The organism is Pseudomonas sp. MWU12-2345, from assembly GCF_023242385.1.
Taxonomy (GTDB): Bacteria; Pseudomonadota; Gammaproteobacteria; order Pseudomonadales; family Pseudomonadaceae; genus Aquipseudomonas; species Aquipseudomonas gingeri_D.
The window spans coordinates 90,982-114,137 of the sequence record NZ_JALLJA010000018.1 but is presented as its reverse complement, the minus strand read 5'-3'; the positions used below and the strand labels follow the sequence as shown (position 1 = coordinate 114,137).

The 23,156-nt window shown below is 60.5% G+C and carries 17 protein-coding genes and 4 tRNA genes; 8 read left to right on the top strand and 13 right to left on the bottom strand.

Going from position 1 to position 23,156, the window contains the following annotated elements; all coding sequences use genetic code 11:
• Positions 1 to 30 precede the first annotated feature (30 nt).
• On the bottom strand, positions 31 to 1,965 hold the full coding sequence (locus M5C71_RS27635) for a hypothetical protein (RefSeq protein ID WP_248769230.1): 1,935 nt from the start codon (positions 1,963 to 1,965) through the stop codon (positions 31 to 33).
• 442 nt (positions 1,966 to 2,407) lie between these two features.
• Between M5C71_RS27635 and M5C71_RS27630 the strand changes: the two genes are divergently transcribed.
• Positions 2,408 to 3,925 (top strand): Ig-like domain-containing protein, encoded by a 1,518-nt coding sequence (locus M5C71_RS27630; protein ID WP_248769229.1) that lies wholly within the window; start codon positions 2,408 to 2,410, stop codon positions 3,923 to 3,925.
• Between the two features lie 94 nt (positions 3,926 to 4,019).
• Here M5C71_RS27630 and M5C71_RS27625 read toward each other — a convergent pair whose 3' ends face one another.
• A complete protein-coding gene (locus M5C71_RS27625; RefSeq protein ID WP_248769228.1) occupies positions 4,020 to 4,982 on the bottom strand; it encodes a zinc-binding dehydrogenase in 963 nt (320 codons plus the stop codon).
• Positions 4,983 to 5,165: 183 nt separating this feature from the next.
• On the opposite strand from M5C71_RS27625, the gene M5C71_RS27620 reads away from it, so the two are divergent.
• Together M5C71_RS27620 and M5C71_RS27615 are read left to right on the top strand one after the other, a co-directional pair.
• Entirely contained in the window at positions 5,166 to 7,250 is a 2,085-nt protein-coding gene (locus M5C71_RS27620) for a carboxy terminal-processing peptidase (protein WP_177102173.1), read from the top strand.
• Positions 7,251 to 7,386: 136 nt separating this feature from the next.
• Positions 7,387 to 9,210 carry a bifunctional diguanylate cyclase/phosphodiesterase gene (locus M5C71_RS27615; RefSeq protein WP_152741478.1) on the top strand — a complete coding sequence of 608 codons (1,824 nt, stop codon included), beginning with the start codon at positions 7,387 to 7,389 and terminating at the stop codon, positions 9,208 to 9,210.
• A gap of 192 nt (positions 9,211 to 9,402) precedes the next feature.
• Here the strand turns inward: M5C71_RS27615 and M5C71_RS27610 are convergent, their stop codons facing one another.
• The 4 genes from M5C71_RS27610 to M5C71_RS27595 all read right to left on the bottom strand — a co-directional run bounded on the left by M5C71_RS27610 (position 9,403) and on the right by M5C71_RS27595 (position 11,690).
• Positions 9,403 to 9,774, bottom strand: a complete 372-nt coding sequence (locus M5C71_RS27610; RefSeq protein WP_040065236.1) for a hypothetical protein — start codon at positions 9,772 to 9,774, stop codon at positions 9,403 to 9,405.
• On the bottom strand, positions 9,771 to 10,112 hold the full coding sequence (locus tag M5C71_RS27605) for a helix-turn-helix transcriptional regulator (RefSeq protein ID WP_152741480.1): 342 nt from the start codon (positions 10,110 to 10,112) through the stop codon (positions 9,771 to 9,773). Before M5C71_RS27605 ends, M5C71_RS27610 begins: the two co-directional genes overlap by 4 nt.
• A gap of 112 nt (positions 10,113 to 10,224) precedes the next feature.
• Positions 10,225 to 10,680: a YkvA family protein gene (locus M5C71_RS27600; RefSeq protein ID WP_152741481.1), complete on the bottom strand. Its 456-nt coding sequence runs from the start codon at positions 10,678 to 10,680 to the stop codon at positions 10,225 to 10,227.
• Between the two features lie 293 nt (positions 10,681 to 10,973).
• Entirely contained in the window at positions 10,974 to 11,690 is a 717-nt protein-coding gene (locus M5C71_RS27595; RefSeq protein WP_103499741.1) for an FKBP-type peptidyl-prolyl cis-trans isomerase, read from the bottom strand.
• 267 nt (positions 11,691 to 11,957) lie between these two features.
• Here M5C71_RS27595 and M5C71_RS27590 point away from each other — a divergent pair, with 267 nt between their 5' ends.
• Positions 11,958 to 13,763 carry a di-heme-cytochrome C peroxidase gene (locus tag M5C71_RS27590; RefSeq protein ID WP_248769227.1) on the top strand — a complete coding sequence of 602 codons (1,806 nt, stop codon included), beginning with the start codon at positions 11,958 to 11,960 and terminating at the stop codon, positions 13,761 to 13,763.
• A gap of 37 nt (positions 13,764 to 13,800) precedes the next feature.
• A complete protein-coding gene (locus M5C71_RS27585; RefSeq protein WP_248769226.1) occupies positions 13,801 to 14,937 on the top strand; it encodes a catalase family protein in 1,137 nt (378 codons plus the stop codon).
• Positions 14,938 to 15,016: 79 nt separating this feature from the next.
• Here the strand turns inward: M5C71_RS27585 and M5C71_RS27580 are convergent.
• The 6 genes from M5C71_RS27580 to M5C71_RS27555 form a co-directional block, all read right to left on the bottom strand.
• A tRNA-Asp gene (locus tag M5C71_RS27580) sits at positions 15,017 to 15,093 on the bottom strand.
• 19 nt (positions 15,094 to 15,112) lie between these two features.
• Positions 15,113 to 15,188, bottom strand: a tRNA-Val gene (locus M5C71_RS27575).
• Between the two features lie 167 nt (positions 15,189 to 15,355).
• A complete protein-coding gene (locus M5C71_RS27570) occupies positions 15,356 to 16,651 on the bottom strand; it encodes an MFS transporter (RefSeq protein WP_103499837.1) in 1,296 nt (431 codons plus the stop codon).
• A gap of 51 nt (positions 16,652 to 16,702) precedes the next feature.
• Positions 16,703 to 17,842, bottom strand: a complete 1,140-nt coding sequence (locus M5C71_RS27565) for a mandelate racemase/muconate lactonizing enzyme family protein (RefSeq protein WP_103499838.1) — start codon at positions 17,840 to 17,842, stop codon at positions 16,703 to 16,705.
• 301 nt (positions 17,843 to 18,143) lie between these two features.
• Positions 18,144 to 18,220 (bottom strand) — tRNA-Asp (locus M5C71_RS27560).
• Positions 18,221 to 18,239: 19 nt separating this feature from the next.
• Positions 18,240 to 18,315, bottom strand: a tRNA-Val gene (locus M5C71_RS27555).
• Positions 18,316 to 18,475: 160 nt separating this feature from the next.
• On the opposite strand from M5C71_RS27555, the gene rdgC reads away from it, so the two are divergent.
• The 3 genes from rdgC to sugE all read left to right on the top strand — a co-directional run bounded on the left by rdgC (position 18,476) and on the right by sugE (position 21,027).
• Positions 18,476 to 19,396 carry a recombination-associated protein RdgC gene (gene rdgC, locus M5C71_RS27550; RefSeq protein ID WP_103499789.1) on the top strand — a complete coding sequence of 307 codons (921 nt, stop codon included), beginning with the start codon at positions 18,476 to 18,478 and terminating at the stop codon, positions 19,394 to 19,396.
• Positions 19,397 to 19,627: 231 nt separating this feature from the next.
• A complete protein-coding gene (locus tag M5C71_RS27545) occupies positions 19,628 to 20,593 on the top strand; it encodes a bile acid:sodium symporter family protein (protein ID WP_103499848.1) in 966 nt (321 codons plus the stop codon).
• A 116-nt stretch (positions 20,594 to 20,709) separates the two neighbouring features.
• The gene (sugE, locus tag M5C71_RS27540; RefSeq protein ID WP_100940919.1) at positions 20,710 to 21,027 is read left to right on the top strand and encodes a quaternary ammonium compound efflux SMR transporter SugE; all 318 of its coding nucleotides are present in this window, start codon (positions 20,710 to 20,712) and stop codon (positions 21,025 to 21,027) included.
• A 234-nt stretch (positions 21,028 to 21,261) separates the two neighbouring features.
• On the opposite strand, the gene M5C71_RS27535 is transcribed toward sugE, so the two are convergent.
• On the bottom strand, positions 21,262 to 23,139 hold the full coding sequence (locus tag M5C71_RS27535) for an MFS transporter (RefSeq protein WP_248769225.1): 1,878 nt from the start codon (positions 23,137 to 23,139) through the stop codon (positions 21,262 to 21,264).
• Positions 23,140 to 23,156: the final 17 nt, after the last annotated feature.

Below are 23,156 nucleotides of genomic sequence, written 5' to 3'. Positions count from 1 at the left end.
CTCCTCTCATGACCCACCGCATCAGAGTCATTACTCTTCCGACGGGCAAATATCATTCGTCGGATCACAAACACTACCGGCCATCGTCCGAGTGATCTTCACGAATTCCCCTCTGGAAATACCTACCCTCCCGGTTGTTTTGATCAACCGGTAAAACACAACGGCCGAGCCATTGCTGACCATGGGAGCAATCAGCGACTCATAGGGCTCGACCAGCACTTCAAAACCATCCACGGCCTCTGTAGCACTCAGTATTTTGGTGAAGCTACCTCGCACCCCTTTTATCGGGTCTGTACCATTCAGGCCTTTATGGCCTTGCCAAATCACCAGAACGGTATCGTTTTCCGAGAAGTTGACATTGCCTTCAATCAGGACGCGAACCCCATCCCAGAGCCTGGGTTGCGAACAGCAATTCAGGTAACCCTGGGCCGTGGCGCTGGGGAACTTCACCGCAGGCAATCCCTTGATGGTATCGACCATGACATTGACTTCAGTCACCAGGGATTGTTGTTCATTAACGCCATTACTGGTGATGTAGTGGACCGGTAACCTCGGATTGCTTTTATCCTGCTCGATCGCGCTCCACGGGATGGGGATCGTAATGAGTTTCCCCGCGACATCACCCGGTTGCACGATATAACTTTCTACCGGTGCACTGATCTGCCCCCAGTACACCCGCAGTTCTTCATAGGGTTTCGGATCGTCGAACAGTCTCACCGTGGCCCTTGCATCATGCCCTTCGTCAAGCCCGGTCAATGTATTCAGAATATTTTCCTGCCCCCAGACTTCCAGCTTTTCCAGATCCGCATTGATCAATCCGGGAGCGGCGATATGGTCCTGGCCGGCGATGGTCAGATTGACCGGAACACCGATGCCAGGAGAAGGTGGCGTATAACCCCCCGCGGTCCTTATCCGATAGTCGACCCTGGCACGCAAGGGCCCCAGCCCCTGGGCTTTGAGTATCGCCCATTCAACGGGTGCCTTGAGAGGGAAGCCTGCCGGATTGACCGGAAACTCGGGCAATGGCGTCCCGTCCCAGAGAATGGCGACAAAATGCGCGGCATCGGCATCGTCATACCGATCGATTTCCACCCACACCGTGTCACGTGCCTGCTGCCGATCCACCAATCCACGGACCAAGTCCACACGAGGCGGATTGAGCGTGCCCGGAGCCGGCGTCAAGTCGACGTCTATCGGCGACACCTTCGATCGCCCTCCGGGATTACCTGCCCGGTCCCGGAGGGAGTAATAGGCGTAGCGCACCTCGGAACCCCAGGGGCGGATATCCTCCGCGCGATACGTCACACGTAGTTTTTTATTAATGACATCGAGCGCGCTGAACTCCTGCTCGCCGATAGGTACTTCCAAATCGGAGGGCAGGGGTGTGTCGGTCCAGTAATAAATCGCCCGATCCCCACCCTTGGCGTCGGCGTCGGTATAATAGGGTACTTCAACGTTTACCTCCCCCCCATGGGCACTTAAATAATCTTCGGTAATCACACCGTTCGCATCATCCGGGAAAATAATGGCTTCCGGTTGTCGACCAAAATTGGGGGGGAGCGTATCGATCGTTATTTGTTTCTTCGGCGACTCAACGCCATTGACACCGCCTCGGTAGACCATGATCGAGACGTCATAAAGGCCATCGGGGCTTAATTTATTCACCGGAACATATAACGACTGGGGAAAAGGGATATCGATCGGGTCCGTGATGAAATACTCTTTTTCATCCACCTTCACAAAATCCAGACCTGCGAGCCTGAACCCCAACTCGACCCTGTCCGTGCGGTTTGGGATACCGAACTCCCACTCCCCGAACTGAACTTCCAAGGCTTGGCCCAACGCACTGGAAGGTAACAGTCCCTCGAGATCGTTCGGGTCCAGGACAGCCGGAACTGTGGGCGCTTCAAGTTGAATGTGGCTGTCATCGGACGAAGAGCCAATTGGTTTTTTAGATGATGGCATTTCATACACTCCTCATTCCCATGGCACGATGACCAAACTCCGCCTCCCTTCGAGCACAATTTGGATATACCGTGATGGCATTATTCATTGCGCACTTATCCGCGAGCCTATATGCCCGGATCAGGTGTCTATGTGCGCAAAGCCGTTGGTTTATTCAACGCTTCTTTTCGAAGCTCGCCTACTGTCAGAAATGACAGGTCTGAGCGCCGTCCGTCGGTTTATCTGAATTTTCAGGGCGTTCAAAACGGCATAAGTGAAATGAGCGCAAGGAGTGCGCTCATTTGTGGCGTGTGGCAGTCAGCCTTCGGACAAACGGCCTCCATTTCCCCCCTCGAACTGTCAGTTCTGACAGTAGACACATCTCACGCCAGGCCTCTTTAATAACGCCATGTCCGCCTCTATCGCCGTATTGGCTGCCCCCTCAAACCCAGAGGTGTCTTCCATGAACCGGCGACGCTCCAGCCACTTTCTCTTCAGTAGCCATCCATTGAACCTGAAGCAGCTCTTGCTGGCCTCGATGATGTTGATCATCTGGGGCTGTACCGCCCAGCAGGCCGGGCGGTCGCTGACAGAAAGATCACCCTCGCCAGCGCATTCCCACTTCATCTTGGCCGGACAGGAAACGGCGACACGGATCACCCAACGTTATCGCGATACACGCTCAGACTGCGGCGCCCCCTCCCGGCCCGCTTTTCTGTGCACGGGGGTCATCCTTCGCGGCACCAATCCCTCGCCGGATTATCACGCCTGGAACCCGAGCAATCTCTCAGTAACGAGCGGCGGTGTGTCCTTTTCCTATTTGCGCACCGATGCCAAATACAAAGGGCTGGCTTATAGCTATAAAAACGGATTCTTCTTCAGCCCCTATCTCGCCAGCGCAGGCAAGGTGCACCCGGAAGTCCTCTGTTCCTTTGCCATTGATGGGCACACTTTCGAGCGTCCGACGGACAAGGGATGTGGCGCGCATATTCGTTACACGGACAGCGGCTTATGTCGCAACCAGGGCATTACCACCGCTGCGCAGTGGCTGACGCATTACGATCGCGTCACGGGCAACCCCCAACGGCAGCAGCATCAATGTGCGTTCGATGTTCGCGATGTGCTGAACGAACAGGCCACCTCGGCCTTCAATGCAAGCATTGCGGCCATGAAACTCATTCCGAGCGAGTCATTCGCCACGCAAAACGAACTGCGCATTGCCACCTGGGCGCAGAACATCCCCACCCAACTGCCCATCGAAGCGTTCTTTTATGTCAATGACGGGCTGGCGGGAGCCCAGCATGATCAACGGGACTTCTACCGGGTAACGGGCATCACTATCCCCATCATCCGCATGACCCTGCCCGCAGTGGCGGCGAACGACGCGACCTTCGAGTTTCGCGCCCAGGACCAGGTCGATCAGGACGAACTGGTGATCGCGCCGTCGGTCATGGTGCTGGATGGCCTCTCGATCAAAGCCAGCTGGCCCCGCCTTCGCGACTCGGTCGGCAATGCCGCCACCCGGCTGCCCAGTGGCGGTCAACCGCCCTACCGGTACGTGTCGAGCGCACCGGCAGTGGTCTCGGTGAATGCAGCGGGCAAGGTGGTCGGCGAGCGGACCGGCAGCGCCACCATCACCGTCTATGATGCCAGCCACCAATCGGTGTCATACCCGGTGCAGGTGGGCAATGTCTTTCTGTTGGGCATACAACCCTACCCCTTTGCAGACGTGCACGCCGCCAACGCCTGGGTCGCCAGTCAGGGGGGCCACTCACCCGGCCTGGCAGGGGCAACGGATCTGGCCCACTCATTCGGGCTCCCCCTGCCTCCCGGCACGATCGGCGCGCAGAACTACTGGCTTCTGACCACTGAAGGTTGCCCGGCCGGTCTGTCCCTGTATTACTCGTATCAGAGTGGTAACTACGGTTGTGGCAATAACGCACAACCCGGCCTGGGTGCCCTGTACATGATCAGATACTGAATGTGACGGTGCTCGACCCAAGCGTGCCGACGGCAACCGTGAGCGCAACACTGCGCTCACGGCATTGGACCACTCTGCAAAGCCGTATCAGGGCTCAGGACAGACGCTCATCGATCACCAGCACCAGCTTCCCCGCCACCTGATTGCTCGCCAGCGCTTCAAACGCCGCCTCGGCATCCTTGATCGGGAAAGTCTTGGCCAACTGCGGGCTCAAGCGCTTCTCGGCAAACAACGGCCAGACATGCTCACCGAGGTCGCGCAGCAGATCGGCCTTGAACTGATCGTCGCGGCTGCGCAAGGTCGAACCGAGCAACTGGATGCGCTTGGCGAGGATCTTCGCCAGATCCAGCTGGGTTTCCCGGCCGCCCATCAGGCCGATCAGCACCCACCGTCCGTCACCTGACAAAAGTTTCACGTTCAGCGCGGCGTAGTTCGCCCCCACCGGATCGAGGATCACATCGAAGGGACCGAAGTCGCTCAAGCCTTCGATATCGTCACCCCGCACCACCCCACCCTGGGCCCCCAGCGCCTCGCAATAGGCCAGCCGATCCGCCGAACCGACACTCACCCAGCACGGGTTGCCGAAGGCCTTGCACAGCTGGATCGCCGCCGAACCGACGCCACTGGCGCCGGCGTGCAGCAGCACTTTCTCACCCGGTTTGAGGGCCGCCAACTGGAACAGATTCAGCCAGGCCGTGGCATAGACCTCAGGCAGCGCGGCCGCCTCCAGCAGGCTCAGGCCTTCCGGCACCGGCAACACATGACGCCCGTCGACCACCACTTCCTCGGCCATGCCGCCGCCGGCCAGCAGCGCGCAGACCCGGTCGCCGACCTGCCAGGACGCCCCGGGCCCGACTTCGCTGATCACCCCGGAACACTCCAGGCCCAGCACCTGGCTGGCCCCCGGCGGCGGCGGATAGAGCCCGGCTTTTTGTAACAAATCGGCACGATTGAGGCCCGCGGCCGCCACCCGAATCCGAACCTGTCCCACATCGCAGGTCGGACTCGGCTCTTCAACCCACTCCACCTGACCTTCAACGCCTTGCAATGCTTTCACAGTGCCTCCATAGTGAGTCTGGACTGAGCCCGTAGCTGTAGCGCCGGGCTTTTTGCATTATGCGACCGGCCCGAGGGTCGTACCAAAACGCGCAATGGGCGGTTTTGGTGCGCAGTCCCACGGAACCGGCGACTTTAAAGACGGCCTAATATGCGTTATCAATTGCCCCCGCGTCGAATCAGCATGAAGCATCTGTTCCCCAGCACCGCACTCGCTCTTTTCATTGGCCTTGGCATTTCCACGTTCTCGGCCAATTCGTTCGCAGCCAATAGCTGGGACAATCTTCAGCCCGACAAGGACGAGGTGATTGCCAGCCTGAACGTCGTCGAGTTGCTCAAGCGTAATCATTACAGCAAGCCGCCGCTGGACGCCGCGCGCTCGGTGATCATCTATGACAGCTATATCAAGCTGCTCGATCCCTCGCGCAGTTATTTCCTGGCCAGCGACATTGCCGAATTCGACAAGTGGAAAACCCAGTTCGACGCCTTCCTCAAGAGCGGCGACCTGAATGCCGGGTTCACCATCTACAAGCGCTACCTGGACCGGGTCAAGTCGCGTCTGGACTTCACCATCGCCGAGTTGAACAAAGGCGTGGACAAGATGGACTTCACCACCCAGGAAACCTTGCTGATCGATCGCAAGGATGCTCCGTGGCTGAAGACCAGCGCCGAGCTCGATGACCTCTGGCGCAAACGCGTCAAGGACGAAGTGCTGCGCCTGAAGATCGCCGGCAAGGATCCCAAGGCGATCCAGGACCTGCTGGTCAAGCGCTACAAGAATCAGCTGGCGCGTCTGGACCAGACCCGCGCCGAAGATATCTTCCAGGCTTATATCAATACCTTTGCGATGTCCTACGACCCGCACACCAACTATCTGTCTCCCGATAGCGCGGAAAACTTCGACATCAATATGAGCCTGTCCCTGGAAGGCATCGGCGCCGTGCTGCAGAGCGACAATGACCTGGTCAAGGTCGTGCGCCTGGTGCCGTCGGGCCCGGCGGACAAGACCAAGCAGGTCGCTCCGGCCGACAAGATCGTCGGTGTCGCCCAGGGCGACAAGGAGATGGTCGACGTGATCGGCTGGCGCCTGGACGAAGTGGTCAAGCTGATCCGCGGGCCGAAAGGTTCGGTGGTACGCCTGGAAGTGATTCCGGCCAGCAATGCGCCGAACGACCAGACCAGCAAGATCGTCTCCATCACCCGTGAATCGGTGAAACTGGAAGACCAGGCCGCGAGCAAGTCGATCCTGCACCTCAAGCAGGACGGCAAGGACTACAAGCTCGGGGTGATCGATATCCCGGCCTTCTACCTGGACTTCAAGGCGTTCCGCGCCGGCGATCCGGACTACAAGAGCACCACCCGCGACGTGAAGAAACTGCTCGGCGAGTTGCAGAAGGAAGGCGTCGACGGCGTGGTCATCGACCTGCGCAACAACGGCGGCGGTTCCCTGCAGGAAGCCACCGAGCTGACCAGCCTGTTTATCGACAAGGGCCCGACCGTGCTGGTGCGTAATGCCGAAGGCAAGGTCGACGTGCTCGAAGACGAAAGCCCGGGTGCCTTCTATAAAGGTCCGATGGCGTTGCTGGTCAACCGCTTGTCCGCCTCGGCTTCGGAGATTTTCGCCGGTGCCATGCAGGACTACCATCGCGCGTTGATCATCGGTGGCCAGACCTTCGGCAAAGGCACCGTGCAGACCATTCAGCCGCTCAACCATGGCGAGCTGAAACTGACGCTGGCGAAGTTCTACCGGGTTTCCGGGCAGAGCACCCAGCACCAGGGCGTATTGCCGGATGTGGATTTCCCGTCGATCATCGACACCAAGGAAATCGGCGAAAGCGCACTGCCGGAAGCCATGCCGTGGGACACCATCCGGCCTTCGATCAAGCCGGCGATGGATCCGTTCAAGCCGTTCCTGGCCCAGCTCAAGGCTGACCACGAGGCGCGCGCGTCGAAGGATGCGGAGTTCATCTTCATTCGCGACAAGCTGGCCCTGGCCGAGAAGCTGATGAAGGAAAAAACCGTGAGCCTGAACGAGGCCGAACGTCGTGCCCAGCGCACCGATATCGACGCCAAGCAGCTGGCCATGGAGAACGCCCGTCGCAAAGCCAAGGGCGAAGAGCCGCTCAAGGAACTGAAGAAAGAAGACGAAGACGCCTTGCCGCCAGATCCGGACAAGAAAACCAAGCCCGAAGACGACGCCTACCTGAGTGAAACCGGGCGTATTCTGCTGGACTACCTGCGTTTGAACACGGCGGTGGCGAAACATTGAAAGATGATGGCGATTTAATGTTCCGCTGCTTCTGAGCGTCATCAAACAGTCATCATTCTGTCGTGAAATAAAGGACTGGGCATGGCTCTTGTAAAAAGAGTCGGGCCCGGTCCTTTTTTTATCGACCGAGACAACCATGACCATGACCGAACAGCTGAACGCCCTGAGTTCAATCCTGGCTCAGAATGGTCTGCACAGCTTGTTCCAACCGATCATCTCGCTGTCCGAACGACGGATTATCGGCTATGAGGCCCTCAGTCGCGGCCCCTCCAACAGCCCGCTGCATTCGCCCATCAACCTGTTCGCCGTGGCCCGCCAGGCCGGTCGCCTCAGCGAGCTGGAAATGCTCTGCCGCCTCAGTGCCTGCCGACGCTTCAGCGAGCAGAAGCTGCCGGGCAAACTCTTTCTCAACGTCTCGCCGGAATCCCTGCTGGAACCGACCCACCAGCCAGGGCGCACGCTGAAGTTGTTGCAGGACTTCGGCATCGACCCGAGCAACGTGGTGATCGAGCTCACCGAGCAGACCCCGACCGACGATTTCCAACTGCTGCAAAACGCCTTGCATCACTATCGCGCCATGGGTTTCTCCATTGCCCTGGACGACCTGGGAGCCGGCTATTCGAGCCTGCGCCTGTGGTCGGAGCTGCGCCCGGACTATGTGAAGATCGACCGGCACTTTATCGACGGCATCCATCAGGACGGGCTCAAGCGTGAGTTCGTCGGCTCCATCCTGCAAATCGCCAAGGCCTCGCGGGCCCTGGTGATCGCCGAAGGCATCGAGCTGCCGGAGGAACTGGCGGTGCTCACCGAGATGGGTGTCGACCTGGTCCAGGGCTATCTGCTCTGCCGGCCCCAGGAACAGCCGCCGCAGGAAGCGCGCACGCTGTTGCCCAAGCTGGAGGCCACCTCGATGGCCCTCAACGAAGAGGCCGGTGATCTCGGCACCCTGCTCAGCGTACAACCGGCGGTGGCCCTGAGCACGCCCACGGCGGACGTGCTGGAAGCCTTCCGGCGCCAGGCCAATCTCAACTCCGTGGCCGTGCTGGACGAACATAATCACCCGTGCGGTATCGTCCACCGGCATTCGCTTTCGGAAGCCCTGCTCAAGCCCTTCGCCACCGAGCTGTTCGCCCGCAAGCCCATCAGCCGGCTGATGAGCAATGATTTCCTGGCGGTGGAGTTGAGCCAGTCCTTGCAGCAGGTCAGCCGCTTGCTCACCAGCCGCGCGCGGCAGCGTATCGAGGAAGACTTCATCATTACCCAGCAGGGCCAGTACCTGGGCCTGGGGCGGGTGATCGATGTGCTGAAACTGATTACCGAACTGAAGATCCAGCAAGCCCGCCATGCCAATCCGCTGACCCTGTTGCCGGGCAATGTGCCGATCCAGCAATGCCTGACCCGGCTGCTGCAACAGGCGCGGGAGTCGGTGATCTGCTATGTGGATATCGACAGCTTCAAGCCGTTCAACGATATCTACGGCTATGGGCGTGGGGATGAGGTGCTGTTGTGCCTGGCGCAATGCTTGAACGACCGCGTCGACCCGAGCCGGGATTTCGTCGGGCATATCGGCGGCGATGATTTCCTGCTGGTGCTGGGCGAGGAGGATTGGCGCAAGCGTTTGAATCAGTTGCTGGAGGACTTCCAGAACCAGTGCCGACGCTTCTACCGTGCCGAGCACCTGGAGGCCGGCTGTTTCATCGCCTCGAACCGCCAGGGCCAGCGCCAGGAGTTCCCGCTGCTGTCACTGTCCATCGGCGTGGTGCACCTGAAGCCCGAATCCTGTGGCCGGCTGGATGCCCCGCAGTTGGCCGAACTGGCCTCCCAGGCCAAGCATCACGCGAAGAATGTGCCGGGGTACAGCATTCATGTGATCGACAGCGAAACCGTCAGCGCTGCAACGGCTGACAGCGCCCTGCCCGCCTCGGGCGCCGACGCCCCGCCGGCCTGGGCCAAGCCCTGAATCGCCTCAGACTCGCGCGATCCCCCTTGTGGCGAGCGGGCTTGCCCGCGTTGGGGTGCGAAGCGCCCCCAAAACCTGCAAACGCGGTGTATCAGAAATAACCGAGACTCTGGTTTTACGACTGCTTCGCAGCCGAGCGCGGGCAAGCCCGCTCGCCACAAGAGTCCGTGTTCGTTTCAAATATCCTTAGGCTTAAGCCTCGGCCGACTCGGGATAGTCGTACTCGAACACCCGCACCACTTCCGAAGCATGCCAGGACGCCGCGGCCACGCCGTCGGACGGGCCGGAAAAACGCCCCAACCGCTCGACACACTCGAAGAAACCCGTGCGCGGCAAACGGCTCGCGCCCTGGCTGATCACCAGTGAACTGCGCAGCGGTTGTTCGGCCTTGGCATCCAGGGCCGCCAGGTGCTCCAGGGCCGCCGTCAGGGTTTGCATGGCCGGGCTGGGCAACTGCAAGCGCTCCAGCAAGGCACGGTAGGTCAACAGATGGCGCTGGCGGCGCGCCTGGTCGAGCTCACCCAGCAGCCCATCCCAATGCTGGCGACTGATGCGCACGCTCACGATGCGTCCCTCCAGCCGGCCACACCCAATTCCCAGGCCAGGCTGCGACGAATCGCGGCATCAGGCTCGCGCTCCCCGCTTTCGATCAGCCCCAGGTACGAAGGGCTGATGCCCACCGTACGCGCCAGGGTCTCCACGGCCAGGCCCTTGGCTTCGCGCAGGCTGCGCAATTGCTCGAAGGCCGGCAAGGCATCAGCCGGCGGCGCCGGGCTTGCTGGGGGAGATTGAGGCGGTTGCTGGCTGCTCAAACCGGCAGCCTGGAGTAACGCTTGATACTGGGCCCAGGGTAGAACCGCATACTCCGGTTTTCCGTCACGTGTAATTATTTGAAGATCCATCACCACACCCCGTAGGACTTTTACACATAGCGAGTCGGCGCTTTCCTTGTAGCTTAATCTTAACAGCCACCAAGGTCGCTAGGGGTGTGTTCTTAAAGGGAATGGCTGGGATTCAGTCCTTTTCGTGGCGTTGCAGTTGCAACTGCTCGGGTGTATCCGGCAAATGCTCGATCGCCCGCAGCTGTTCCGGTGCCTGCCGTTCGAGCCAACGACGGAAAGCCGTCAGTTCCTGGTCCAGGGTATTCATCACCCAGGCCAGGACAGCGATGTCGTCGAGCATGCCGAACACGGGGATAAAATCGGGGATGGCGTCGATCGGGCTGAGGAAGTACATCAGCCCCGCCACCACGATGATCATCGACTTGACGTTGATGGCCCGGTACTCGCCGCGCCAGTAGGCCAGGCACAGCACCTGCAACAGCTTCAGGTCCTCCCTGAGCTTGCCCAGCCGGCCGCCCTGGTGCGCGCTCTTGCTCGCCACGGCAAACAACAGGGTCGGTAGACGGCCGCGCGACAGCACGCGTTGGGCCATGGGCAGGAAGCGCGTGAAATTCCAGGGTGCTTTCATCATCACTCCAATCGACAGCGACGCCAGGTTATCCACACAACTTGTGGATAACCTTGTGAACAGAGCCACTTTTCAACGCTGCAAGCCCCGTTTTACAAGGGGCCAGCTCAGATCGGGCGTTTTTTACTCACTGAAAAAAAGCCAATATTTCATTGACTTGGCATCAGTCTACGATTAGGCCCGTTAGCTGAATATTAAGACTATACCGACCTATGGATGTTCGTTTTCTTACAGCCTGCATCTCTCAGAAACGACAACGCCCCGAAAACGGGGCGTTGTCATGAGCCGGCGCCTTATTTGGCGGCGGCGTCTTCCTTGGCAGGATCCTTGATGGCCAGCAGTTCCAGGTCGAAGACCAGGACCGAGTTGGCCGGGATTGCCGGGCTTGGGCTTTGTGCGCCGTAGGCCAGGTCGCTCGGGATGTACAGCTTGTACTTCTCGCCGACGTGCATCAGTTGCAGGCCTTCGACCCAACCTGGAATCACGCCGCTGACCGGCAGGTCGATCGGGCTGCCGCGATCCACGGAGCTGTCGAAGGTAGTGCCGTTGGTCAGCTTGCCGGTGTAGTGAACGGTCACTACGTCGGTCGGCTTGGGTTGAGGACCGTCGGCTTTCTTGATGACTTCATACTGCAGGCCGGAAGCGGTCGTGACGACACCTGGCTTCTTGGCGTTTTCTTCGAGGAATTTCTTGCCGGCAGCCGCCGACTCTTCGCTCAGCTTGGCCATGCGCTCTTCAGCGCGTTTCTGCAGGGCGGCAAAGGCTTCGACCAGTTCGTCGTCCTTGAGCTTCTGCGGCTTCTTGCCGACGGCATCTTCGATACCCTGGGCCACGGCCTTGGAATCGAGGTCGTCCATGCCTTCCTGGGCCAGGCTCTTGCCCATGTTCAGGCCGATACCGTAGGAAGCTTTTTGCGCCGGGGTTTTCAGCTCTACGCTGGAATGCGAATCGCAACCCGCAAGTACCAGGCCTACCAGGGCTACCGCCGCCGCCAACCGATGCTGTTTCATGCTATTTCCTTGTTCATGCGCCTAAAGGGCAATCGTATAAAGCCGCGAGCTTATCAGGCCGCCACGACCAATGGCTACCGGCATGAGAGGGGCAAACAGCCAATAAGTTCAGGTGTTTGGGGCATTTTACAAAACCCTGACAGTCTGCTTACGTCTGCACCGACACGACTGAAGCGCCACGGGCCAGCAGTCACAGCCATCATGGCTACTTGATGCCAGGCAACGGCTCAGGCATAAGAAGGAAACAACTCGACAAGGATGGTGATCTTGCGCATTTTTTACCGTGTATTACTGGCAGCGTTTCTCCTGCTTTGCCTCGGCATCGCGGTGATCTTGTACTACGTCGTCAATCCGAAATTACCGACTTACGTACCGGCCCAGGTGCGTTATCTGGAGCAATGGAGCGAGGCCGACCGCCAGACCTATTACTACACCCCCCAGGGAACCCAGGTCAAAGGCCTGCGTTATGACTGGTTCACCGCCCTGGAGCTGCCGTTTTCCGAACAGCGCTTTGCGGAACCGGCGTATCTGGCGCGGTTCGGCTTTCTGATTGATCCCAAGCGCAAGGCCAGCACCAACAACCCCGGTAATCTGCCGGTGGGTTTCGCCCGCCATCAGAATCCCGGCAGCAACGAGCAGTATCTGGATATCACCTGTGCCGCCTGCCATACCGGCGAACTGCGCTATAACGGCCAGGCGTTGCGGATCGACGGCGGCTCGGCCCAGCATGTGCTGCCTTCCAGCGTACCGACGGTACGTGGCGGCAGCTTCGGCCAGGCCATGGTCGCGAGCCTCGCCGCCACCTATTACAACCCGTGGAAGTTCAAGCGTTTTGCCCACAAGGTCCTGGGCGATAACTATGACGCCCAGTACGACCAGTTGCGCACCGACTTCAAGCAGTCGCTGGACATCTTCCTGAAGACGGCCTGGAACGATACCCATCGCGGGCTCTATCCGACCCAGGAAGGCCCCGGCCGTACCGATGCCTTCGGGCGCATCGCCAATGCCAGCTTCGGCGATGCCATCTCCGAGAAGAACTATCGCGTCGCCAACGCTCCCGTGGATTACCCGCAACTCTGGGATATCTGGACCTTTGATTGGGTACAGTGGACCGCTTCGGCCCAGCAACCCATGGCACGTAATATTGGTGAGGCGCTGGGGGTTGGCGCGACCCTGAATTTCTTCGACGCCAACGGCCAGCCCTTGCAAGGCGCCGACCGCTACCCTTCCGGCGTGCGCGTGCGTGACCTGCAACGGATCGAGGAAACCCTCAAGCACCTGCAGCCGCCGCATTGGCCGGAAGACCTGTTCGGCAAGGTCGACCTGCCGTTGGCCGCCAAGGGGCGCGGGCTGTTCGCGGAAAACTGCGCCGGCTGCCATGTGCCCCCGGTGACCGAAGAGAAGGGCCGTCCGGTAAAACACCTGGTTTCGATTCCAGTCGCAGTGATCGGCACCGACCCGAACACCGCCAATAACATCGCCGACAATCGCTACGACCTGAGTGCACTGCAGTGGAACCCGGTCGAGCTGGCGAAACTGCCGGTCCAGTTGCACCCGGCACCCGAGGCGCCGCTGGATATGACGCAATTGTCGGTAGCCAAGGGCCTGGCCTACGTCACCGCCTTCGTCGAAGAGCGTGCCTATCGCGAGGCCAAGGTCACGCCGGAAGAACGCCCGGCCATGGACGGTTTCGGCCTGCCTATCGGGGTGCTCGAACAACGCGCCTACAAGGCCCGGCCGCTGGCCGGCGTATGGGCCACCCCGCCGTTTCTGCATAACGGCTCGGTGCCTTCGCTGTATCAACTGCTCTCGCCCCAGGATGAGCGCGCCGGCAGCTTCTATCGCGGCACCTTCGAATACGATCCGCGTCATCTCGGTTATCGCCAGGAAGCCTTTCCCAATGGTTTCCTGTATGACACCCGGATCAGCGGCAACCACAACAGTGGCCACGAATTCCGTGCCGGCAAGCGTGGTAACGGCGTGATCGGTCGTTTGCTGCAGCCCGAGGAACGCTGGGCCCTGCTCGAATACCTGAAAGTCCTCGGCGGCCCGCTGGAGGCGCAACTGCCATGACCCCTCCCCTTCGCGTTCACGTTAAAAGGATGTCTACATGCTGACCCGACTCTGGCTGCGCCTCGGCGCCTTTCTGGGCAAGAGCCTGCTGATCCTGATCGGCCTCGGGCTGGTCGGCTGGGCCCTGGCCAGCGGCTGGTACGCCTGGCGCCATAGCGGCCCGGTGTCCGCCGAAGAGCAGATCCCGCCCGGCGAATCGGCCATGACCCAGGACATCATCCAGACGGCCGTGCGCATCGTCGACCAGCATCGTGAAGGTACGCGCTATCTGCGCGATGCCCATGCCAAGGCCCACGGTTGCGTGAAGGCCGAGGTCCAGGTGCCCAGTGACCTGAGCAGCGAGCTGCGCCAGGGCGTGTTTGCCGAGCCGGGCAAGACCTGGCAGGCGCTGATACGCCTGTCCAATGGCAACGCCTATCCGCAGTTCGACAGTATTCGTGACGCCCGCGGCATGGCGCTGAAGTTGCTCGACGTCCCGGGCAAGCAACTGCTGCCGGGGCAACAGGGGCGCAATGAGCAGGACTTCGTGATGTTCAGTCATCCGAACTTCTTTGTCAGCGATGTCGCCGAGTACCAGCAGAACATCGGCGCCCAGGCGGACGGCAAGCAGGTTCTGGCGTTTTTCCCGAGCTGGAACCCGACCACCTGGCAGGTGCGCCATCTGTTTATCGCCCTGGCGACCTTGGCGCCGGCGCCGATCAGTCCGACCCAGACCACCTATTTTTCGGTTTCGCCGTACAAGTTCGGCAATGACAACGCCAAGTTCCGCGTGGCCCCTGACCCGCAGAGTTGCCCGGAATATACCTTGCCGAAACAGAATGAGGACCTGCCGAACTTCCTGCGTAGCGCCCTGACCCAACAGTTATCCACAGACCGCGTCCCGGCCTGTTTCGTCCTGCAGATCCAGCGGCAGAATGCGCATCTGTATATGCCGATCGAAGACACCAGCATTGAATGGAAGGAGAGCGACGCGTCGTTCCAGACGGTGGCGCGGATTCGGATTCCGGCCCAGGACTTCGATACGCTGGAACAGAATATCGCCTGTGACAACCAGTCGTTCAGCCCCTGGCACGGGTTGGAGGCGCACCGGCCGATTGGTGGGATCAACCGGTTGCGCAAGGCGGTGTATGACGCGGTGAGCGATTACCGGCATAGCCGCAACGCCGAGCAATAAACCCCAGACGACAAAAAGCCCGCACAAGGCGGGCTTTTGCGTGATGACCTGGCGTTCAGCGGTCCAGATCATTTGAAGATGGCGCAGCGGACGGGACTCGAACCCGCGACCCCCGGCGTGACAGGCCGGTATTCTAACCGACTGAACTACCGCTGCGCGTAGCGTTGAAGCGAAATGGTGGGTGATGACGGGATCGAACCGCCGACCCTCTGCTTGTAAGGCAGATGCTCTCCCAGCTGAGCTAATCACCCTTTCGTTTCGGTGCGGGCGCATTATGCCACAAAAAATCCATAACGCACTGATTTAGATAATCTTTTTTCAGCACCTCGATTTCTCGAAGCCCAGAACGAGAAAAACCGGGTATTAGCGAGGCGAAAACCAGCGGCCCGCCTCCCCGCCGGCCCTGGCCTCCAATAACTTATTTCAATGCGACCGAAGGGCTGGTGCGCTGGTTTTCAGCAGCCGGGGCATGCCCACGTACCGCCAGGATGACCACCAGCATACCCAACCCGCAGACCCCGGCGGCGATCACGAACGCAACGTTGTAGCCACCGCCGTATTGCACCACCAGGCCGGTCAGCGACGGCGCGATGATGCCGGCGAGGTTGGCCAGCAAATGCACGAAACCACCGGTACCGCCGACACGATTCTTCGGCACGATGTCCTGAATCAGCCCCCAGCAGATCTGTGGTGTGACGAACAGGAAAATACTCGACACCGTGATGCAGGCCACCGCCATGCTCAACGACGACACCTGGGTGGTGATCATCACGCAACTGGCCGCGACCCCAAGGCCGACGATCAGCACGCACTTGCGTGCCAGGATCACGTTGCCCAGCTTCCTGGCCAATGCATCGGTGACAAAACCGCCGCCCAGAAAGCCCACCGCCGCTCCCAGCCAGGGGATCACGGCGATGATGCTCATGCTCTTGATGTCCAGGTGTTGAAAGTCCATCAGGTAGCTGGGCAGCCAGGTCAGGAAGAAATACAGCACATAGTTGAAGCAGAAAAACGCGGTCGCAACCGCCAGCACCGGAGCGGAAAAAATGTAGCTGACCAGGCTGCGGCCTTCCTGCACACCTTCGACCAACACCTCGGCACGACTGACACGAATCAACTCGCGCTCGGCCTCGGACACCTTCGGGTGCTGCTCGGGCGTGTCCTTGAAGATCAACAACCAGGCCACCAGCCACAACGCACCCAGCAAGGCGATCACCACAAACGACACCCGCCAGCCGTAATTCAGCGCCACCAGGCCGACGATCGGCCCGGCCACGGCCGCACCCAGGGGCTGGCCGCAGTTGGTGAAACCCAACGCCCGCCCGGCCTCTTCCCGAGGAAACCAATTGGTGATCGCCTTGTTGGTGGTGGTGCCCATCGGCCCCTCGCCCATGCCGAACAACACCCGGAAAATCAGCAGGTGGACGTACCCGGTAATGATCGCGGTCAATCCGCAAAACAGCGACCAGATACCCGCCGCCCAGGCAAAGACCTTTTTCGGGCCATAGGTATCGGCAGCCCAACCGCCGACAAAACACAGGGCGCAGTAACCGATGAAAAAGCTGCTGAAGATAAAACCCATCTGGGCATCGTCGATGTGCAGTTCGGTTTTCAACAGCGGCGCCACCACCGACAGTGCGGCGCGGTCCAGGTAGTTGAGCATGCCGGCAAAAAACAGTAGCCCGGCGATTCTCCAGCGGTAGTTGCCTTTCATTTTTTTATGGCCTTTGTTTATTATTTTTAGAGCGTGACAGCCTGTGGTGACTCAGCTGATCAGCGCATGGTCCGTGCAATAGGTCCGCAATACCTCGACGTCGGGCACAAAGCCCAGGCCCGGCACATCGGGCAGGCTCATGCGGGGCTTGAAGGCGAGTTCGGGATACAGCAGGCGCTCGAACTCGATAAAGGGGACTTCCAGTGCCACGTCCGCCGGCAACAGCGTCAACAGATGGGCGACGGCGAGTAACCCGGGGCCGAAGTAGAAGCAATGGGGCACGACGCGGACAGCGTGCTCACGGGCAATGGCGAAAACCTCCAGCATCGCGCTGATGCCCCCGACCTTGGCGACACTGGGCTGCAGGATATCGACCGCACCCTGCTCGACCAGGGCGCGAATACCGTTCACCCCCGCTGCGTTTTCACCCGCGGAAATCGCCACGCCATGACGACGCACCTGGGCCAGACCATTGATATCGTCGGGCGGCCAGACGGGTTCTTCCAGCCAACCGAGGTCAAGCTCGTGCAACTGTTCAGCCATGTCGCACGCCCGGGCAACGGTCCAGGGGCAATTGACATCGACCATCAACTCGCCGACCAACACCGGCAGCGCCGCACGGGCCGCCGCGATGGCCGGATAGGTGGTTTCATGCAGCTTGATCTTGCGAAAGCCCTGCTGGCGGGCGCGTTTGACCTGGGCAAATACTTCGTCTGGATCGCCGCCATAACTGACCAGGCTGGCGTACAACTCAAGCTCGCGCGGCGTGCCGCCCAGCAGCTGGTACAACGGCTGGCCCGCCACTTGTGCGGCCAGGTCCCACAAGGCGATATCGATACCGGACAAGGCATAGACCATGGGGCCGGTGGAGCCGAAACCATGCAGGGCGCGACGTGCGGCGTCCAGGGTCCGGGCGCGGTCGGCCAGCGCGGTGCCGATGAACATGGGCGCCACCACTTCAGTCAACGCCTTGAAGGTCACCGGATTGGAACCGTGGCCAAAAGCCTCGCCCCAACCGCTCAGGCCGGTATCGGTGGTGACCTTGAGCATCAGGCTTTCCATACGCCGATGTCGGGGTGATGCGGCATTGAAGGCATCGTCGTCCTTGGCCGGCCCGAGGTTCTTGCGCTCAGGGGTACCCGCGGAGAAGGGGATGCCCAGGCGGATGATCTCGATACTGCGAATAATCACAGGCAGGTCTCCAAACGCTTTTTATTGGTGTTATAGACTGATGAAGTGAAGTGTTACGTTATCGTACAACATCATTGAGGAAGGAAGGAACCAATCCTGCGGGATATCCAAACAACGGAGTCGGGAATGCCGGCCTGGGAACGGCGCAACGTTGATCGCTGGGGAATTGAGGCCTGCTTGAATGGGTATTTGAAAACCGCGGCGGGCGCTGGGATCCGAAGGGGATTCGGAAAACAAAAAAGCCCGCACAAGGCGGGCTTTCTGTGATGACCTGGCGTTCAGTGGTCCAGATCATCGAATATGGCGCAGCGGACGGGACTCGAACCCGCGACCCCCGGCGTGACAGGCCGGTATTCTAACCGACTGAACTACCGCTGCGCGTAACACTGATATCGAATGGTGGGTGATGACGGGATCGAACCGCCGACCCTCTGCTTGTAAGGCAGATGCTCTCCCGGCTGAGCTAATCACCCTTCGCTTTCGGTGTGGCGCGCATTCTACGGAGCACTCCCCACTCTGGCAAGCACTTTTTTTAATATTTTTCTCAGGCCTTCCAAAGACTTAGCAGAGGGTTGGCCTATGGGCCCACGAAGAGAATAATGCCCTCCTTTGTATAAAGGAGAGATGCACCCCATGTGGTTCAAGAACCTGCTGATCTACCGCCTGACCCAAGATCTGCCTTTTGATGCCGAGGCGCTGGAGACCGCACTGGCGAGCAAACCGGCCCGCCCCTGTGCAAGCCAGGAGTTGACCACCTATGGTTTCGTCGCGCCCTTCGGCAAAGGCGAAGACGCCCCGCTGGTGCATGTCAGCGGCGACTTCCTGCTGGTGGCCGCGCGCAAGGAAGAACGCATCCTGCCGGGTAGCGTGGTGCGCGATGCACTGAAGGAAAAGGTCGAGGAGATCGAAGCCGAACAGATGCGCAAGGTCTACAAGAAGGAGCGTGACCAGCTCAAGGATGAAATCATCCAGGCGTTCCTGCCGCGTGCCTTTATCCGTCGTTCGTCGACCTTTGCCGCGATTGCGCCGAAACAGGGCCTGATCCTGGTCAACTCGGCCAGCCCGAAACGCGCCGAGGACCTGCTGTCGACCCTGCGTGAAGTACTCGGCACCCTGCCGGTGCGTCCGTTGACGGTGAAAACCGCGCCAAGCGCGATCATGACCGACTGGGTGAAGACCCAGGTGACCGCGGAGCACTTCTTCGTCCTCGACGAATGCGAGCTGCGTGATACCCATGAAGACGGCGGCATTGTGCGCTGCAAGCGCCAGGACCTGACCGGCGAGGAAATCCAGCTGCACCTGAGCACCGGCAAGGTGGTGACCCAGTTGTCCCTGGCCTGGCAGGACAAGCTGTCCTTCGTGCTCGACGACAAGATGGTGGTCAAGCGCCTGAAGTTCGAAGACCTGCTGCAGGATCAGGCCGAACAGGACGGCGGCGAAGAAGCCCTGGGCCAGTTGGATGCCAGCTTCACCCTGATGATGCTGACCTTCGGCGAGTTCCTGCCGCAGCTGTTCGAGGCTTTGGGTGGCGAGGAGATGCCGCAGGGTATCTGATGCCGAGCAGGAGCCGGCTTGCTGGCGATTGGGGCCCTTGAGGTCGCCAAAAGCTTCGCGGGCAAGCCCTGCTCCTACAGTGCATTGTCGGACACAGATTTTGTGTACGACACAGACCTGTAGGAGCCTGGCTTGCCAGCGAAGAGGCCCTCAAAGGCTTCGCGTGCAACCCCCTCTCCCACAGGCCCCGCGCTTGTCTGGCCCAACACTGCATATAACAAGGAAAACCCCATGCGCGCACTGGCCACACTCAGCCGCTTCGTCGGCAATACCTTCGCCTACTGGGTGTTGATTTTCGCCGTGCTGGCGTTCCTGCAACCCACCTGGTTCATCGCCCTGAAATTCGCCATCGTGCCGCTGCTCGGCCTGGTGATGTTCGGCATGGGCCTGACCCTCAAACTCGACGATTTCGCCGAAGTCGCCCGCCATCCCTGGCGCGTGGCCCTGGGCGTGATCGCCCACTTTATTATCATGCCCGGCGTCGCCTGGCTGCTCTGCCGGGCCTTCCAGCTGCCGGCGGAAATCGCCGTCGGGGTGATCCTGGTCGGCTGCTGCCCCAGCGGCACCTCTTCCAATGTCATGACCTGGCTGGCCCGCGGCGACCTCGCGCTGTCGGTGGCCATCGCCGCCGTCACCACCCTCCTCGCCCCACTGCTGACCCCCGCGCTGATCTGGCTGCTGGCCTCGGCCTGGTTGCCGGTGCAGTTCAGCGAGCTGTTCTGGTCGATCCTGCAGGTGGTGTTGCTGCCGATTGTGCTCGGCGTCGTCGCCCAACGCCTGCTGGGTGAGCGAGTCCGCCACGCAGTGGAAGTCCTGCCGCTGGTATCGGTGGTGAGCATCGTGATCATCGTCGCCGCCGTGGTCGCCGCCAGCCAGGCGAAGATTGCCGAGTCCGGCCTGCTGATCATGGCCGTGGTGATGCTGCACAACAGCTTCGGCTACCTGCTGGGTTACTTCACCGGCCGCCTGTTCAAGCTGCCACTGGCCCAGCGCAAGTCGCTGGCGCTGGAAGTCGGCATGCAGAACTCGGGGCTGGGCGCCGCCCTGGCCAGCGCGCACTTCTCACCGCTGGCGGCGGTGCCCAGCGCGCTGTTCAGTGTCTGGCACAATATTTCCGGGGCCCTGCTCTCGACCTGGTTCCGCCGCATGAGCGAAAAACAGGACCGCGCACAGGCGGCTGACAGCGCCCTGAACTGAAGGAAACTTGATCCACCGGACAAGAATGGGCACTATAGTGCGCAGCGCAGGGACGACCTTGCGGCTTGAGCGCGGTATCCATCCGGGGACGACCCCATCCATAGATGGAGGTTTTCATGTCCTGGATCATTCTGTTTTTCGCCGGTCTCTTCGAGGTCGGCTGGGCCGTTGGCCTCAAGTACACCGACGGCTTCAGCCGCCCGCTCCCCACCGCACTCACCGTTGCAGCCATGGCTGTCAGCCTCGGCCTGCTGGGCCTGGCCATGAAGGAATTGCCCCTGGGCACCGCCTATGCGATCTGGACCGGCGTCGGCGCGGTGGGCACGGTGATCGCCGGGATCATCCTGTTCGGTGAGTCCATGGCGTTGTTCCGCTTGGCGAGCGTGGGCTTGATCATTGCCGGGTTGATCGGCCTGAAGGTTTCGGCGGCCTGACATCCTGTTCGACCCTACACTCACCCGACTATCTTGAGCCTCGACTTGCCACTACGACCAACACCGTCCTGTAGGAGCCTGGCTTGCCCGCGAAGCTTTTAGCGATCTCACGGACCTCTTCGCTGGCAAGCCAGGCTCCTACAGGACGGTGTTGGCCGTAGTAGAGGGCAAAGATCAAGACAGCATCAACAAAAACCGTGTTCAACCATGAGTAATGGCTGAACACGCAACGCTCTATCGGTGCACCATTCCGCGCAATTGCAACACCTGCTCGCGCAGTTGCTCCGGCACCGCCACCTCGGCCCCGACCGGCGTCCCCGCCACCAGGGTCACCCGCGACCACAACCGGCGGAACAAGCCCTTGGCCGGATCACGGCTGAAGAAACTGCCCCACAAGCCTTGCAACGCCAGCGGAATCACCGGCACCGGGGTCTCCTCCAGCACGCGGGTCATGCCGCCCTTGAACTCGTTGATCTCACCGTCGGTGGTCAGCTTGCCCTCAGGGAAGATGCACACCAATTCCCCTTCCTTCAGGTACTCGGCGATCTTGCGGAATGCGCGCTCGTAGATCTCCAGGTCTTCGCTGCGCCCGGCAATCGGAATCGCCCCGGCCGTGCGGAAGATAAAGTTGAGCACCGGCAAGCGGTAGATCTTGTAATACATCACGAAGCGAATCGGCCGCCGTACCGCGCCGCCGATCAGCAACGCATCGACAAACGACACATGGTTGCAGACCAGCAAGGCCGCCCCCTCATCGGGGATCAAGTCCAGGTTGCGGTGCTCGACGCGGTACATGGAATGGCTGAGCAGCCAGATCATGAAACGCATGCTGAACTCGGGCACGATCTTGAAGATATAGGTGTTGACCGCGATGTTCATCAGCGACACCACCAGGAACAACTCCGGAATCGACAGCTTCGCCACACTCAGCAGCAGGATCGAGACAATCGCCGAGACCACCATGAACAGCGCGTTGAGGATGTTGTTGGCGGCAATCACCCGGGCCCGCTCGTTCTCGGCGGTGCGCGACTGGATCAGGGCATACAGCGGCACGATGTAGAAACCGCCGAACACCCCCAGCCCGAGGATATCCACCAGCACCCACCAGGCCTGGTGATAACCGAGGATCGCCAGCCAGTCGTTGGCCTGCACGTTCTGCGGCAGATTGCCCGAATGCCACCACAACAACAGGCCGAACAGCGTCAGGCCGAACGAGCCGAAAGGCACCAGGCCGATTTCTACCTTGCGCCCTGACAAGCGCTCGCAAAGCATGGAACCGGCGGCAATCCCCACCGAGAACACCGTGAGGATCAGCGTCACCACGGTTTCATCGCCGTACAGCCACTCCTTGGCGTACGCCGGGATCTGCGTCAGGTAGATCGCCCCGACGAACCAGAACCAGGAGTTGCCGACAATCGAGCGCGACACGGCGGGCGTCTGCCCCAAACCCAGGCGCAAGGTGGCCCAGGACTGGCTGAAGATATTCCAGTTCAAACGCAGTTGCGGGCTCGCCGCCGCCGCCCGCGGAATGCCGCGGCTGGCCAGGTAGCCGAGCACCGCCACCAGCACAATGGCGCTGGAGACGATAGGCGCGTAGTGCGCCGAAGACATCATCACCCCGGCACCGATGGTCCCCGCCAGGATCGCCAGGAAGGTGCCCATTTCCACCAGGCCGTTGCCGCCCACCAGTTCGTCTTCTGCCAGGGCCTGGGGCAGGATCGAATATTTGACCGGGCCGAACAGCGCCGAGTGGGTGCCCATGGCGAACAGCGTCACCAGCATCAACGACAGGTGATCGAACACAAAGCCCACGGCGCCCACCGCCATGATCACGATCTCACCCAGCTTGATCACCCGGATCAGCGCGTCCTTGGCGAATTTCTCGCCGAACTGGCCGGCCAGGGCCGAGAACAGGAAGAACGGCAGGATGAACAGCAAGGCACAGAGGTTGACCCAGATGCCGCGATCACCCGTGAGGGCCAGCTTGTAGAGGATGGCAAGGATCAACGACTGCTTGAACAGATTGTCGTTGAACGCACCGAGGGACTGCGTGACGAAGAACGGCAGGAAACGCCGTGTACGCAGCAGGCTGAACTGTGAGGGGTGACTCATCTTCCCTGTACCTGAGT

Excerpts from the sequence above, each read along its gene's own strand:
- M5C71_RS27595 (WP_103499741.1), bottom strand. The coding sequence starts at position 11,690 with ATGAAACAGCATCGGTTGGCGGCGGCGGTAGCCCTGGTAGGCCTGGTA.
- rdgC (WP_103499789.1), top strand. The coding sequence starts at position 18,476 with ATGTGGTTCAAGAACCTGCTGATCTACCGCCTGACCCAAGATCTGCCT.
- M5C71_RS27635 (WP_248769230.1), bottom strand. The coding sequence starts at position 1,965 with ATGCCATCATCTAAAAAACCAATTGGCTCTTCGTCCGATGACAGCCAC.
- sugE (WP_100940919.1), top strand. The coding sequence starts at position 20,710 with ATGTCCTGGATCATTCTGTTTTTCGCCGGTCTCTTCGAGGTCGGCTGG.
- M5C71_RS27570 (WP_103499837.1), bottom strand. The coding sequence starts at position 16,651 with ATGAAAGGCAACTACCGCTGGAGAATCGCCGGGCTACTGTTTTTTGCC.
- M5C71_RS27630 (WP_248769229.1), top strand. The coding sequence starts at position 2,408 with ATGAACCGGCGACGCTCCAGCCACTTTCTCTTCAGTAGCCATCCATTG.
- M5C71_RS27600 (WP_152741481.1), bottom strand. The coding sequence starts at position 10,680 with ATGAAAGCACCCTGGAATTTCACGCGCTTCCTGCCCATGGCCCAACGC.
- M5C71_RS27585 (WP_248769226.1), top strand. The coding sequence starts at position 13,801 with ATGCTGACCCGACTCTGGCTGCGCCTCGGCGCCTTTCTGGGCAAGAGC.
- M5C71_RS27535 (WP_248769225.1), bottom strand. The coding sequence starts at position 23,139 with ATGAGTCACCCCTCACAGTTCAGCCTGCTGCGTACACGGCGTTTCCTG.
- M5C71_RS27620 (WP_177102173.1), top strand. The coding sequence starts at position 5,166 with ATGAAGCATCTGTTCCCCAGCACCGCACTCGCTCTTTTCATTGGCCTT.
- M5C71_RS27605 (WP_152741480.1), bottom strand. The coding sequence starts at position 10,112 with ATGGATCTTCAAATAATTACACGTGACGGAAAACCGGAGTATGCGGTT.
- M5C71_RS27615 (WP_152741478.1), top strand. The coding sequence starts at position 7,387 with ATGACCATGACCGAACAGCTGAACGCCCTGAGTTCAATCCTGGCTCAG.
- M5C71_RS27545 (WP_103499848.1), top strand. The coding sequence starts at position 19,628 with ATGCGCGCACTGGCCACACTCAGCCGCTTCGTCGGCAATACCTTCGCC.